Source organism: Ralstonia flatus, assembly GCF_958439105.1.
Classification (GTDB): Bacteria; Pseudomonadota; Gammaproteobacteria; order Burkholderiales; family Burkholderiaceae; genus Ralstonia; species Ralstonia flatus.
Map to the genome: position 1 here is coordinate 754,679 of NZ_CAUDLI010000001.1, position 12,845 is coordinate 767,523.

The 12,845-nt window shown below is 66.3% G+C and carries 11 protein-coding genes; all 11 read right to left on the reverse strand.

Annotated elements, in window-relative coordinates; genetic code table 11:
* Nucleotides 1-7: 7 nt before the first annotated feature.
* A complete protein-coding gene (gene murG, locus R2676_RS03565; RefSeq protein WP_206272218.1) occupies nt 8-1,108 on the reverse strand; it encodes an undecaprenyldiphospho-muramoylpentapeptide beta-N-acetylglucosaminyltransferase in 1,101 nt (366 codons plus the stop codon).
* Nucleotides 1,105-2,346, reverse strand: coding sequence for a putative lipid II flippase FtsW (ftsW, locus tag R2676_RS03570; protein ID WP_206272219.1), 1,242 nt, complete (start codon nt 2,344-2,346; stop codon nt 1,105-1,107). The genes murG and ftsW overlap by 4 nt, the downstream gene beginning before the upstream one ends.
* Nucleotides 2,343-3,842 (reverse strand): UDP-N-acetylmuramoyl-L-alanine--D-glutamate ligase, encoded by a 1,500-nt coding sequence (gene murD / locus R2676_RS03575; protein WP_206272237.1) that lies wholly within the window; start codon nt 3,840-3,842, stop codon nt 2,343-2,345. Before murD ends, ftsW begins: the two co-directional genes overlap by 4 nt.
* 149 nt (nt 3,843-3,991) lie before the next feature.
* Nucleotides 3,992-5,161 carry a phospho-N-acetylmuramoyl-pentapeptide-transferase gene (mraY, locus tag R2676_RS03580; RefSeq protein WP_009241610.1) on the reverse strand — a complete coding sequence of 390 codons (1,170 nt, stop codon included), beginning with the start codon at nt 5,159-5,161 and terminating at the stop codon, nt 3,992-3,994.
* A gap of 15 nt (nt 5,162-5,176) precedes the next feature.
* On the reverse strand, nt 5,177-6,613 hold the full coding sequence (locus tag R2676_RS03585; RefSeq protein ID WP_206272220.1) for a UDP-N-acetylmuramoyl-tripeptide--D-alanyl-D-alanine ligase: 1,437 nt from the start codon (nt 6,611-6,613) through the stop codon (nt 5,177-5,179).
* Nucleotides 6,610-8,154: a UDP-N-acetylmuramoyl-L-alanyl-D-glutamate--2,6-diaminopimelate ligase gene (locus R2676_RS03590; protein WP_206272221.1), complete on the reverse strand. Its 1,545-nt coding sequence runs from the start codon at nt 8,152-8,154 to the stop codon at nt 6,610-6,612. The genes R2676_RS03585 and R2676_RS03590 overlap by 4 nt, the downstream gene beginning before the upstream one ends.
* Nucleotides 8,151-9,938: a peptidoglycan D,D-transpeptidase FtsI family protein gene (locus R2676_RS03595; RefSeq protein ID WP_027680306.1), complete on the reverse strand. Its 1,788-nt coding sequence runs from the start codon at nt 9,936-9,938 to the stop codon at nt 8,151-8,153. The genes R2676_RS03590 and R2676_RS03595 overlap by 4 nt, the downstream gene beginning before the upstream one ends.
* Nucleotides 9,935-10,279: a cell division protein FtsL gene (ftsL, locus tag R2676_RS03600; protein ID WP_027680305.1), complete on the reverse strand. Its 345-nt coding sequence runs from the start codon at nt 10,277-10,279 to the stop codon at nt 9,935-9,937. The genes R2676_RS03595 and ftsL overlap by 4 nt, the downstream gene beginning before the upstream one ends.
* A gap of 28 nt (nt 10,280-10,307) precedes the next feature.
* Nucleotides 10,308-11,267: a 16S rRNA (cytosine(1402)-N(4))-methyltransferase RsmH gene (rsmH, locus tag R2676_RS03605; protein WP_206272222.1), complete on the reverse strand. Its 960-nt coding sequence runs from the start codon at nt 11,265-11,267 to the stop codon at nt 10,308-10,310.
* A 9-nt stretch (nt 11,268-11,276) separates the two neighbouring features.
* Nucleotides 11,277-11,705, reverse strand: coding sequence for a division/cell wall cluster transcriptional repressor MraZ (gene mraZ, locus R2676_RS03610; RefSeq protein ID WP_004633088.1), 429 nt, complete (start codon nt 11,703-11,705; stop codon nt 11,277-11,279).
* Between the two features lie 379 nt (nt 11,706-12,084).
* Entirely contained in the window at nt 12,085-12,738 is a 654-nt protein-coding gene (gene coq7 / locus R2676_RS03615) for a 2-polyprenyl-3-methyl-6-methoxy-1,4-benzoquinone monooxygenase (protein WP_027680303.1), read from the reverse strand.
* Between the last annotated feature and the right edge of the window lie 107 nt (nt 12,739-12,845).

The following is a 12,845-nucleotide window of genomic DNA, read 5'->3' on the forward strand; positions in this document are numbered from 1 at the left end:
TCGTTCCCTATGCCCGTGCCACCGCTACACACACGTCGGCGACACGCTCGGCCGCTTCGGGCCGTGCCTGCTCACGTGCTTTAGCCGCCATATCGGCCAATTGCGCACGCGTCAGGGACGCGAGTGTATCTGCCAGCGATGCCGGACCCAGTTCCTGCTGCGGCACCAACAGCGCCGCACCGCGTTCGGAGAGGAAGCGCGCATTGGTGGTCTGGTGATCGTCCACGGCATGCGGGAACGGCACGAACAACGCCGCGACACCCGCCGCGGCCACTTCTGAGACGGTCATGGCGCCCGCGCGACAGATCACGAGATCGGCGTGCGCATACGCAGCCGCCATGTCGTCGATAAAGGGCACAGGCTGCGCGTGGGCATCGTCGATGCCGGCAGCAGCATAGTTAGCGCGCAGCGTGTCGATCTGCTTGGCGCCCGCCTGATGGATGACGATGGGACGCGTATCGGCCGGCAGCAACGCCAGCGCCTTGGGCACCACGTCGTTGAGCGCCGCCGCGCCGAGGCTGCCGCCCACGACCAGCACGCGCAGCGGGCCGGTTCGCTCGGCGTAGCGCGCTTGCGGCGAAGCCAGCAGGGCCAAATCGGCGCGGATCGGATTGCCGACCCACTCAGCACCGGCCAGGGCATTCGGAAACGCGCACAGCACACGATCGGCCACGCGCGCGAGCACGCGGTTGGCGAGGCCCGCAATCGAATTCTGTTCGTGCAGCACCAGCGGGCGGCCAAGCAGCACGCTCATCATGCCGCCCGGGAAGGTGATATAGCCGCCCATGCCCAGCACCACGTTCGGACGGACGCGGCGCACCACGCCGAGGCTCTGCCAGAAGGCACGCAGCAGATTGAGCGGCAGCAGGAACTTGGTGACGAGGCCCTTGCCGCGCAGACCGCCGAACTGCACCGACTCCAGCGGAAAGCCGTGCTTTGGCACGAGTTGGCCTTCCATGCCGTTCGCGTTGCCGAGCCACACCACCTTCCAGCCACGCGCGGCCAACAGCTTGGCCACCGACAGCGCGGGGAAGATGTGGCCGCCCGTACCGCCGGCCATGACGAGGAGCGTGCGCGGCGCCAGGCCGGCCGAATTGCCCACCGTCATACCTTGCCCCCACGCATCAGCACGCGGTTTTCATAGTCGATACGCAGCAGCACCGCGATCGCGACGCAGTTCATCAGGATGCCGGAGCCGCCGTAGCTGACCAGCGGCAGCGTCAGGCCCTTGGTCGGCAGCAGGCCCAGGTTCACACCCATGTTGATGAAGGCCTGCCAGCCGATCCAGATCCCCAGCCCCTTGGCAACGAGGCCGGCGAACGTACGGTCGAGTTGCAGCGCGGTGCGGCCGATCTCGAAGGCGCGGCGCACCATCCAGTAGAACAGCAGGATCACGATCAGCACGCCGACAAAGCCCAGCTCCTCTCCAATGACGGCGAGGATGAAGTCGGTATGCGCTTCAGGCAGGTAGTGCAGCTTTTCGATGCTGCCGCCCAGGCCAACGCCGGTCCACTCGCCACGGCCGAAAGCGATGAGCGAGTGCGTGAGTTGATATGCCTTGCCCTGCGCGTATTCCTCTTGCCACGGGTTCAGGTAGGCGAAGATCCGCTCACGCCGCCAGGGCGACGCCACGATCAGCAGCGAGAAAGTGGAAACTGCAGTCAGCACGAGGCCGCCGAACAGCTTGCCGTTCACGCCGCCCAGGAACAGGATGCCCATGGCCACAGCCGCGATCACCAGGAACGCACCCATGTCCGGCTCCAACAGCAGGAGCGAGCCGACAAACGCCACGGCCACGCCCATCGGCAGGAAGCCCTTGCGCACGCTTTGCATCCAGTCCTGCTTGCGCACGGTGTAGTTGGCGGCGTACAGCACCACCGCCAGCTTCATCAGCTCGGAAGGCTGGAAGTTCATGACGCCCAGCGGCAGCCAGCGGCGCGCGCCATTCACGCCCTTGCCCACGTGCGGCACGAGCACGATCACCAGCAGGACCAGCGCAATGATGAAGAGCTTCGGTGCGTATTTGTCCCAGAACTTGACCGGAATCTGGAAAGCGACGATCGCACCGATCAGCCCGATCACCAGCGAGAAGATGTGGCGAATCAGGAAATGCCCGTTGCTGTAGTTGGCGTACTTGGGCGAATCCGGCAACGCGATCGACGCCGAATACACCATCACCAGCCCGAGGCCGAGCAGCACGATCGCCACCCACATCATCGGCTGGTCGTACTCCATCATCTTGGAGCGCGTGGGCTTGACCCCTGAAACGGCGTCGCGCAGGCCACCCCACGCATTGCCGATGGTCGCGCCGATGAAGCCGCTGCGCTTGATCTGGGTGTCGCTCATAGGAGGACTCCTCGGTCTGCCGCCAATGCGACCACGGCCTCGTGGAAGACCTGGGCGCGGTGTTCGTAGTTGCGGAACATGTCGAAGCTTGCGCACGCCGGCGACAACAGCACGGCGTCGCCCGGCTGCGCATGCGCAGCGGCTTCCTGCACGGCCGCTTCCAGCGTCGGCGCATCGATCAGCGCGACACCGGTGTTGGCCAGCGCCTCACGAATCAGCGGTGCATCGCGGCCGATGAGGATCACGGCCCGGGCGTACTGCGCGACCGGCTCGGCCAGCGGCGAGAAGTCCTGACCCTTGCCATCGCCGCCCGCGATCAGCACGACGTGCTTGGACAAGCCCGACAGCGCTGCCACCGTCGCGCCGACGTTGGTGCCCTTGCTGTCGTCGAAGAATTCGATGTCGTCAAATGCGGCGATCAGTTCGACGCGGTGCGGCTCGCCGGCGTAGTCGCGCAGGCCGTGCAGCAGCGCGCTCACGGGTAGGCCGATCGCGCGGCACAGCGCCAGCGCGGCCATCGCGTTGGTGGCGTTGTGCAAGCCGCGGATGCGCAACGCGTCGGCGGGCATCAGGCGCTTGAGGCGCACCGGCACCGGCGCGGCGGGCGCGTTGTCGCCCTTCTTGCGGCGCGTGGGCTTGGGCAGATCTTCCTCGTCGGCTTCGGCCAGGACGATCCACGGCATGCCGCCATCGCGCAGCAGGCCGAGCGCATCAGGCGTGCCCGGCTCATCGATGCCGAACGTGATATCGCCGCCGTTCTTGCTTGCGAATGCCATCACGCCCGCGTCCTGACGATTCAGCACGCGCACGGTGTTGGCGCCGAAGATGCGGCCCTTCGCAGCGGCATAGGCCTCCAGCGTGCCGTGCCAGTCAAGGTGATCCTGCGTGATGTTGAGGACGGTGGCCGCGTCGGCGTCCAGCGTGTGCGTGGTTTCGAGCTGGAAGCTGGAAAGCTCGAGCACCCACACGTCGGGCAGCGTGTCGGCATCAACGCATTCGCTCAGCTTGTCGAGTGCAGATGGGCTGATGTTGCCTGCCACGCCGACGGTCTTGCCGGCGCGCTCCACGAGGGCGCCCGTAAGCGCCGTGGTGGTCGTCTTGCCGTTCGTCCCGGTGATGGCCAACACGCGCGGCGCGTAGCCTTGCGCGGCCTTGAGACCCGCCAACGCGCGGGCAAACAGTTCGATTTCGCCCCACACGGGCACGCTCTGCGCCTTGGCGGCACTCAGCAGCGCTGCAACGTTGGCATCCAGCGGCGACAGGCCCGGGCTGATCGCCACCAACGTCACACCGTCCAGCAGCGACACGGCAAACGGGCCGCTCACGAATTCGGCGTCCGGCACATGGGCGCGCAGCGCCGGCAGGTTGGCCGGTGCCTCGCGCGTGTCGGCCACGCGCACACGCGCGCCATGACGGGCGCACCAGCGCGCCATGGCGAGGCCGGATTCGCCAAGGCCGAGCACCAATACCACCGGCGCGTCGAACTCGCCGAACATGCGCGGCGCTTGTGCGGTTTCAGCGGCGGGCATCGGCTCGGCCGAATCGAGCGTGGCGACAACGGCGTCCACGGCGGCGTCCGGCGGCGTGGAGGCCATGTCGTCGTCCGGCGTGATGGGGTCGTTGGTCATGTCCGTCATGTCCGTGCTCACCGCAGCTTCAGGGTCGACAGGCCGATCAGCACCAGCATCATGGTGATGACCCAGAAGCGCACGACCACTTGCGTTTCCTTCCAGCCGGACAACTCGAAATGATGGTGCAGCGGCGCCATGCGGAACAGGCGCCGGCCCTCGCCATAACGCTTCTTGGTGAACTTGAACCACGTCACCTGCAGCATCACCGAGACGGTCTCCGCCACGAAGATGCCGCCCATGATGAAGAGCACGATTTCCTGACGCACGATCACGGCGATGGTGCCCAGCGCCCCGCCCAGCGCCAGCGCGCCGACGTCACCCATGAACACCTGTGCCGGATGCGCGTTGAACCACAGGAAGGCGAGGCCCGCACCTGCCATCGCCGAGCAGAAGATCAACAACTCGCCCGCGCCCGGAATGTGCGGGAACAGCAGGTACTTGCTGTAGACCGCGCTACCCATCACGTAGGCGAACACGCCCAGCGCGCTGCCCACCAGCACGACGGGCATGATGACGAGGCCATCGAGGCCGTCGGTCAGGTTCACCGCATTGCTGGAACCGACGATCACGAGGTACGTCAGGATGATGAAGCCGAACACGCCGAGCGGATAGCTGATCTCTTTGAAGAACGGCACGATCAGGTGCGACTTGGCCGGCAGGTTCAGCGACAGGCCGCTGCGCACCCACTCCATGAACAGCTCGAGCACGCGCATGTTGCTCGTCTCGGACACCGAGAACGCCAGATACGCCGCTGCAAACAGACCGATCACGGTCTGCCAGAAGAACTTCTCACGCGAGGACATGCCTTTCGGATCACGGTGCACGACCTTGCGGTAGTCATCCACCCAGCCAACAGCGCCATAGCCCAGCGTGACGAGCAGCACAATCCAGATGAAGCGGTTGCCCCAGTCCGCCCACAGCAGCGTCGACACGGCAATGCCGATGAGCACCAGCACGCCGCCCATGGTGGGCGTGCCGGCCTTGACCAGGTGCGTCTGCGGACCATAGCTACGCACGGCCTGGCCGACTTTCAGTTCCGTCAGGCGACGGATCACCCACGGCCCGAACCCGAGGCCGATCACGAGCGCCGTGAGCGATGCCATCACGGCGCGGAACGTCAGATAGTTGAAGACGCGCAGGAAGCCGTAGTCGTTCTGCAACCATTGCGCCAATGCCAATAACATGGGTTCTTGCTTCCCTTAATGCTGCTGTTGTGTGTTGGAACCGGTCGGCAAATCCGCTACCGGGTCTTTCAAGACCAGCGCTTCCACAATGCGTTCCATCCGCATGAAGCGCGAGCCCTTCACCAATACCGTCGTGGCCGGCGCAATGGCGCCCAAGCCGTGTTCGATCAAGTCTTCCGCCGACGCAAAATGCTGTGCACCCGCGCCGAATGCATCGACTGTGTGACGCGCAAGCTCGCCGGTCGCGAGCACCGCGTCGATGCCGTGCGCGCGCGCATACGCGCCGATCTCTTCGTGGAATGCTGGCCCCTGCGAGCCCACTTCGCCCATGTCGCCCAGCACCAGGCAGCGCGGCGCCGGCAGCGTGACGAGCGCGTCGATCGCCGCGCGCATCGAATCGGGGTTCGCGTTGTACGTGTCGTCGATGACGAGGCCGCCGTGTACGCCCTGCTTGCGCTGCAGCCGCCCCTTGACGGGCGCGAAGTTGCCGAGCGCTTGTGCAATGACCTCGGGAGCCACACCGGCCGCCAGCGCGCATGCCGTGGCAGCCAGCGCATTGCGCGCGTTGTGCAAGCCGAGCAGCGGCAAGGTGATGACGAAGCGCTGGCCCGGCGCCTGCACATCGATGCGTTGCCCGGCGGCGGTGTCCACCACCGTGCCCGTCACAGCCCCGGCCTCGATGCCGAAGTCGAGCACGCGGCGCGAACCGGCCGCGGCTTGCCACACCGGCGCGTATTCGCCCCCGTTGGCCGCATCGCGCGGATACACCGCTACGCCATCGGCCGGCAACGCGGCCAGCACAGCGGCGTGTTCTTCAGCCACCGCTTCCACGCTGACCATGAATTCCTGGTGCTCGCGCTGGGCGTTGTTGATCATCGCGACGGTCGGCTGCGCAATGGCGGCCAATACGGCCGTCTCGCCCGGATGGTTCATGCCGAGTTCGAGCACGGCCAGCTTGTGTTGCGCGTTCAGGCGGAACAGCGTGAGCGGCAGGCCGATGTCGTTGTTGAAATTGCCGGCAGTCGCCAGGCGGGCGTCTTCACCGACGGCCTGCGCGAAGATCGCGGAGATCATCTCCTTGACCGTGGTCTTGCCGTTGCTGCCCGTCACGGCGACGACGGGAATCGGGAACTGGCGGCGCCAGCCGGCGGCGAGCTGGCCGAGCCCGATGCGCGTGTCGGCGACGGTCAGTACGGCCACATTGGTGACATCGAGCGTGGCGGCCGGTGCGCGCGACACCAGCACGGCAGCAGCGCCACGCGCCACCACTTCGGGCAGGAAGTCGTGCGCATCGAAGCGCTCGCCGATCAGCGCGACGAACAGGTCGCCGGGCTGCACAGCGCGGCTGTCGGTCGTCACGCGCAGGATCGCTGCATCGGGGCCGGCGAGATAGGCGCCGGCCATCCAGGCAGCGGCGTCGGTGGCGTGCATCATGACGGTCGCGGCGCTCATGCATTCACCCCGCGGGCGGCGAGCGCCAGGCGCACATGTTCCTGATCGGAGAACGGCCGCTTGCGACCGGCAATCTCCTGCGTCGATTCATGTCCCTTGCCGGCCACGACGATCACGTCATGCGCATCGGCGTGGCGCACGGCGTGCAGGATGGCGGCCGCGCGGTCTTCGATCTGGGTGGCGGCGCGCGGGTTGTCCATGCCGTCGGCGATCTCGTCGAGGATGTGCTGCGGATCTTCGCTGCGCGGGTTGTCGGAGGTCAGCACCACGTGCGGCGCCAGACGCTCGGCGATGGCGCCCATCTGCGGACGCTTGCCGGGGTCGCGGTCACCGCCGCAGCCGAACACGGCCCAGAGCTTGCCGCCCCGCGCTTCGGTAATCGGCGCAAGCGCGCGCAGCGTTTGCTCCAGCGCGTCGGGCGTATGGGCGTAATCGACCACCACGAGGGGGCCGTCTTCACCGCCGAAACGCTCCATCCGGCCGCTCACCGGCTGCAGCTTTTCCAGGCGCGCAATGGCGTCCTGCCACGGCACGCCAGCCGCCAGCAGTGCGCCCAGCACACCCAGCAGGTTCGATACGTTGAACAGGCCGACGGTCGGGGCATGCACGGTCGCGTGACCGAAGCTGCCGTCCACGTCGAACGTCGTACCGGTGCGATGCGCGCGCACGTTGCTGGCGCGCAGCCATTGTCTGGCGCCGTGCTGCGCAGCCGCTTCGCCGTCGATGCCGTATTCGATGGTTTCGACTTCGGCACGGGCGTTCTGCAGCAAGCGCACACCGGCCGCATCGTCGCGATTGATCACCGCCGCGCGCAGGCCCGGCCAGCTGAACAGACGCGCCTTGGCGAGTTCGTACTCGGCCATCGTGCCGTGGTAGTCGAGGTGATCCTGCGTCAGGTTGGTGAACACCGCGATGTCGAAGCAAGTGCCATCCACGCGGCCTTGCTCCAAACCATGTGACGACACTTCCATGGCGATGGCGCGGGCGCCCGCGCGGTGCAGATCGGCGAGGCTGCGCTGGAGCTGGATGGCGTCCGGCGTGGTGAAGCCGGTCGCGGCCAGCGCATCGACAAACCCCGTGCCGAGCGTACCCACCACTGCGCAACGCTCGCCGTGTTTGGTCAGCGCCTGCGCAATCCATTGCGAACACGAAGTCTTGCCGTTGGTGCCGGTCACGCCGATCACACGCAGCGCTTCCGGGCCCGGCACGCCGTACCACTGCGCGGCCAGCGGCCCGGCCAGTTCCGCCAGGCCGTCCACCGGCAGAATGCGCACGGGGGCGTCGGCAGGCATTGCGTAGCCATGGGCTTCGGCCAGCACGGCGGAAGCCCCGGCCTCGATAGCCTGCGGAATATGCGGACGGCCGTCGCCATGCTGGCGCACATTGCCGAGCACGTAGGCGACGAACACGTCGCCGGTCTTGAGCTTGCGGGTGTCGCTCGCGAGGTTGGCACCCGCCGGCGCTTGAACGCGCAGCCAGTCCACCACGGGCGCCAGGCGCGCTGCGATGGTCGGACGATCGGAGGTCGGCTTGGCTGTCATTGCAGCCCCCCTACCGGCTCTTCCGGCACGTCCGGCGTCATCACGAGCTGACGGACCGGCGAATCCGGCGGCACGTTCAACGCGCGCAAGGTGCCGCCCACGATCTGCGAAAACACGGGGCCGGCCGCACCGCCGCCGTAGCGGTTACCTACCGTGGGCTCATCCACGCTCACCGCGACGATGATGCGCGGGTTCGACATCGGCGCCAGACCAATAAACGAGGCGCGATACTTGGAGCGGTCATAGCCGCGCCCGGTGTGCTTCCACGCCGTGCCGGTCTTGCCGCCCACGCGATAGCCCATCACCTGCGCCTGGGGCGCGGTGCCGCCGGGCGCCGTCACCGTCTCAAGCATCTGGCGAACCTGCCGCGCCACTTCCGGAGAGATCACGCGCTCGCCCTGCGGCGGCTGCCCATTGGTGCGGTACATCGTGATCGGGATCAGCTCGCCGTCGTGCGCGAAGATCGTGTAGGCATGAGCGATCTGGAACAGCGAGACCGACAGGCCATATCCGTACGACATCGTCGCCTGCTCAATGCGGCGCCATTTGTTGGCCGGCCGCAGCCGCCCCGCCACCGCGCCCGGGAAGCCGATCTTGGGCGCCTGCCCCAGGCCGACGCTCGTGAACATGTCCCACATTTCCTGCGGCTTGAGCGTCATCGCAATCTTGGTCGTGCCGATGTTGCTCGAGTGCTGGATGACCTGGGCGACCGTCAGCGTGCCGTAGTTGCCGGTATCGGAGATGGTCGCGCCTTCAAAGCTGTATTTGCCGTTGGTCTGCACCAGCGTGTTGGGCGTCACGCGCTTGAGCTGCAGCGCCAGGCTGATGGTGATCGGCTTCATCATCGAGCCCGGCTCGAAGGTGTCGGTCAGCACGCGGTTGCGCAGCTGCTCGCCTGACAGGCGGCTGCGGTCGTTCGGGTTGTAGGTCGGGTAGTTGGCGAGCGCCAGCACCTCGCCGGTCTGGGCATCCAGCACGATCGCGCTGGCGGCCTTGGCGTGGGTACGCTCGATGGCGGCTTTCAGTTCGTTGAAGGTCAGGTACTGGATCTTGGCGTCGATCGACAGCGTCTGGTCATGCCCGTCACGCGGGGCCTTGAGCACGCCCACGTCTTCCACCACGCGGCCCAGCCGGTCCTTGATCACCTGGCGCTGGCCAGCGGCACCCGCGAGGTCGGACTCGCGTGCCAGCTCCATACCTTCCTGGCCCTTGTCCTCAACATTGGTGAAGCCGACGATGTGCGCCATCGCCTCGCCTTCCGGATAGAAGCGCTTGTATTCACGCGTCTGATAGATGCCTTCGATCTTCAGCGAGGCAATCTGATCGGCCACCTCGGGCAGCACCTGACGCTTGAGGTAGACGAAGCCCTTGTCTTCGCCGAGCTTGCCCGACAACTCCTTGTTGTTCATGCCGAGCAGCTTGGCGAGCTTCTTCATGTCCTCGCCAGGCACGTTGTTGGGCACGTCTTCGGGCACCGCCCAGATGGCCTTCACCGGCAGGCTCGTCGCCAGCACCAGACCATTGCGATCGAGAATCTTGCCGCGCGTGGCGGGCAATTCCAGCGTGCGCTGGAAGCGCTTCTTGCCCTCGGCCTCATAGAAACGGTTGCCGGGGCCCTGAATCCACAGCGCGCGACCGATCAACGCCAGGAAGGCCGCGAACATCAGGAACACGACCAGCTTGGAGCGCCACATCGGCAGGCGCAGGCCCAGCACGGGGCTGGCGGAAAACTGGCCCAGGCGCGCGCGCGCCGTGGTGCCGTTGGACTTGCGTGCGCCGCTCATGGCTGGACTCCGGAAGCCGTGGGCGCGCTGCCCTCCACCGAGGACGCCATCGAGGACGTCCCTGCGGCCGGCAAATCGGCAAACCCCTGCAGATACTGCGTGCGACCCGCCTGTGCGGGCGACATCTTCAATTGCCTGCTCGCGATGTCGGCAATGCGAGCGCTCTTGCCCAGCGCGCTCTGCTCATATTGCAGACGCGACCAGTCGGTGTTGAGTTGCTTCTCTTCCGCCTGCGCACGATCCAGCGCGACAAACAGTTGCCGCGCCTGATGCTGTGCGTTGACCAGCGACAGCGCACACAGCACCAGCGCGGTCAGCAGGAACATGTTCAGGCGGTTCATGGCGTGGGTCTCCGCGAGTCAGCAGCTGTCAGCAACGCTCGGCCACGCGCATGATGGCCGAGCGCGCACGCGGGTTGGCCGACACCTCGGCCTCCGACGGCTTCACGCGGCCAAGCAGGCGCAACTGCGGCGCCGGCAGCTCATGCGCACGCAGCGGCGCCCGACGCAGCTCCCGCGCGGCGGATTGCTCCGGGCGCGCCAGAGCCTGCATGAAGCGCTTGACGATGCGGTCTTCCAGCGAATGGAAGCTGATCACGACGAGACGTCCCCCCTGTTCCAGGCGTTCAAAGGCGGCCTTCAGACCGGTTTCGAGGTCCGCAAGCTCTTGATTGACGTGAATCCGTAAAGCTTGAAAGGTGCGGGTCGCAGGGTCTTGGCCCTTCTCGCGTGTTTTGACGGCTTGCGCCACGAGCGCGGCAAGCTCGGATGTGCGATCGAGAGGACCTCGATCCCCGGATTGGCCCCGGCGAGCAACAATCGCCTTTGCAATCTGTACAGCAAACCGTTCTTCCCCATAGTCCCGTATCACCCTCGCAATGTCGCGCTCATCAGCCTCGGCCAGCCATTGGGCTGCGGTGATGCCGCGCGTGGTGTCCATCCGCATGTCGAGCGGGCCATCCATCCGGAACGAGAAGCCGCGTGCGCCTTCGTCGATCTGCGGCGAACTGATGCCGAGATCGAGCAGCACGCCAGCCACCCGGTCCACGCCGCGCGCGTCAAGGCACTGGGCCATCTGCGCGAAGCTGTCATGCTCAATAGCGAAGCGGGCATCCTCTACGGTGCCCGCTTCGGTGATTGCTGCCGGGTCCTTGTCGAAGGCGACAAGTCTGCCGCCGGGCCCCAGCCGTTCCAGGATGCGCCGGCTGTGCCCGCCCCTCCCGAAGGTTCCATCGATATAGATGCCGTCGTCGCGCCAGATGAGCGCATCGACCGCTTCGTCTAAGAGCACCGTTTGATGGCGCAGTCCCGTACTGGCTTGGGTTGTCATCGCGCGTCATCAAAAGGAGAAATTCTTGAGGGCGTCGGGCATGCCTTGCGCCATGGCGGCCTGCTCCTTCGCGGTGTACGTGGCGGCGTCCCAGACTTCGAAGTGGCTGCCCATGCCGAGCAGCATCACATCACGTTCAAGGGAGGCGGCCGCGCGCAGTTCCGGGGTGATGAGGACGCGGCCGGCGGTATCGAGTTCGACATCGGCGGCGCTGCCCAGGAAGATCCGTTTCCACCAGTGGGCTTCCATCGGCAGGGCGGCGATGCGCTCGCGGAAGCGTTCCCACTCCGGGCGCGGAAACAGCATGAGGCAACCGTCCGGGTGCTTGGTCACAGTCACCCGGCCCTCGGCCTGCAGCTGGAGCGCTTCGCGGTGCCGCGACGGAATGGACATCCGCCCTTTGGCATCCAGCGTCAGCGCTGACGCACCCTGGAACACGTTGGTTTCTCTCTCCGCGCGGCGACTTGCTCGCCACTCACCTTGTCGTCAACTGGCCCGCAAACGGCCTCTTTAAACCACAAAACTACACTTTCTGACACTGTTTCCCACTTTAGAGGAACGACTTTAGGCGGTCAAGGCTTGCACAGGCCTGCGAGACGGAAAATTTGCAATCAGAACAATGACTTAGCGCACCCGCCCAAGAAGGGTGCGCGACTTTTCCCAATCAAATGAAGGAGATAGCGTGGTTTATGTAGAAACCACGTGAGAGAACGGCAGACGACAGCACCCTCGGCAGGGGGCGCGGATCGCTGCCGGTAACGCTCGGGCGAATGGAGGAGCGTGCGGTTTGTCGTCGGGCTGTGGGCCGCGACGCGCGTCAGATGCGGTAGGCGGTGGCCGTCATGACGCGCGACGCAGCGCGCATGGCTTGGCGGATGGGCGCAGGCAGCTCGATGCCGCCCGCTTGGCGCGCGTTATCGCCGTGGCGGATTTCATCGTCGCGCATCTGGGCGACGATGGCACGCGAGCGGGAGTCCTGCTCGGGCAACTTGTCGAGATGGCCGTCAAGGTGATGCTCCACTTGGCGCTCGGTCTCTGCAACGAAACCGAGGCTGATCTTGTCGCCGAGGCGCCCGGCCACCGCGCCGATCGCGAAGGCGCCGGCATACCAGAGGGGGTTCAGGAGGCTCGGGCGGTCGTTCAACTCCTGCAAACGCTGGGCGCACCAAGCGAGGTGGTCTTCTTCTTCGCGAGCGGCTTCGTCGAGCTGGGCGCGAATGGCCGGATCCCGTGCAAACAGGGCTTGCCCCTGATACAGGGCCTGGGCGCAGACCTCGCCGACATGGTTCACGCGCATCAGGCCGGCGGCATGGCGGCGGTCAGCCTCGGCAAGCTTGGCCGCAGCGTCGGCCGTATCCGCGGAGGCGGCGGAGGCGATGACGGCATCGGCGGGGTTCGGTCGGCTGGCGCGGGTGACGCCCGCCACAGCGCGCAAGGCGCGGTCGAATTCGGAGAGGAAGCGGTCGAGCATAAGTACAGGCGCCGTCGGCAATGGCGTGCGGCGCAATCGCCATTGTAAGGCCGACATGGCGAAGGACTTTGCGCGCAGTCAGAAACCAGCGGACCAAACACTACTGT

Excerpts from the sequence above, each read along its gene's own strand:
- mraY (WP_009241610.1), bottom strand. The coding sequence starts at position 5,161 with ATGTTATTGGCATTGGCGCAATGGTTGCAGAACGACTACGGCTTCCTG.
- R2676_RS03595 (WP_027680306.1), bottom strand. The coding sequence starts at position 9,938 with ATGAGCGGCGCACGCAAGTCCAACGGCACCACGGCGCGCGCGCGCCTG.
- coq7 (WP_027680303.1), bottom strand. The coding sequence starts at position 12,738 with ATGCTCGACCGCTTCCTCTCCGAATTCGACCGCGCCTTGCGCGCTGTG.
- R2676_RS03590 (WP_206272221.1), bottom strand. The coding sequence starts at position 8,154 with ATGACAGCCAAGCCGACCTCCGATCGTCCGACCATCGCAGCGCGCCTG.
- ftsL (WP_027680305.1), bottom strand. The coding sequence starts at position 10,279 with ATGAACCGCCTGAACATGTTCCTGCTGACCGCGCTGGTGCTGTGTGCG.
- murG (WP_206272218.1), bottom strand. The coding sequence starts at position 1,108 with ATGACGGTGGGCAATTCGGCCGGCCTGGCGCCGCGCACGCTCCTCGTC.
- ftsW (WP_206272219.1), bottom strand. The coding sequence starts at position 2,346 with ATGAGCGACACCCAGATCAAGCGCAGCGGCTTCATCGGCGCGACCATC.
- rsmH (WP_206272222.1), bottom strand. The coding sequence starts at position 11,267 with ATGACAACCCAAGCCAGTACGGGACTGCGCCATCAAACGGTGCTCTTA.
- murD (WP_206272237.1), bottom strand. The coding sequence starts at position 3,842 with ATGTTCGGCGAGTTCGACGCGCCGGTGGTATTGGTGCTCGGCCTTGGC.
- R2676_RS03585 (WP_206272220.1), bottom strand. The coding sequence starts at position 6,613 with ATGAGCGCCGCGACCGTCATGATGCACGCCACCGACGCCGCTGCCTGG.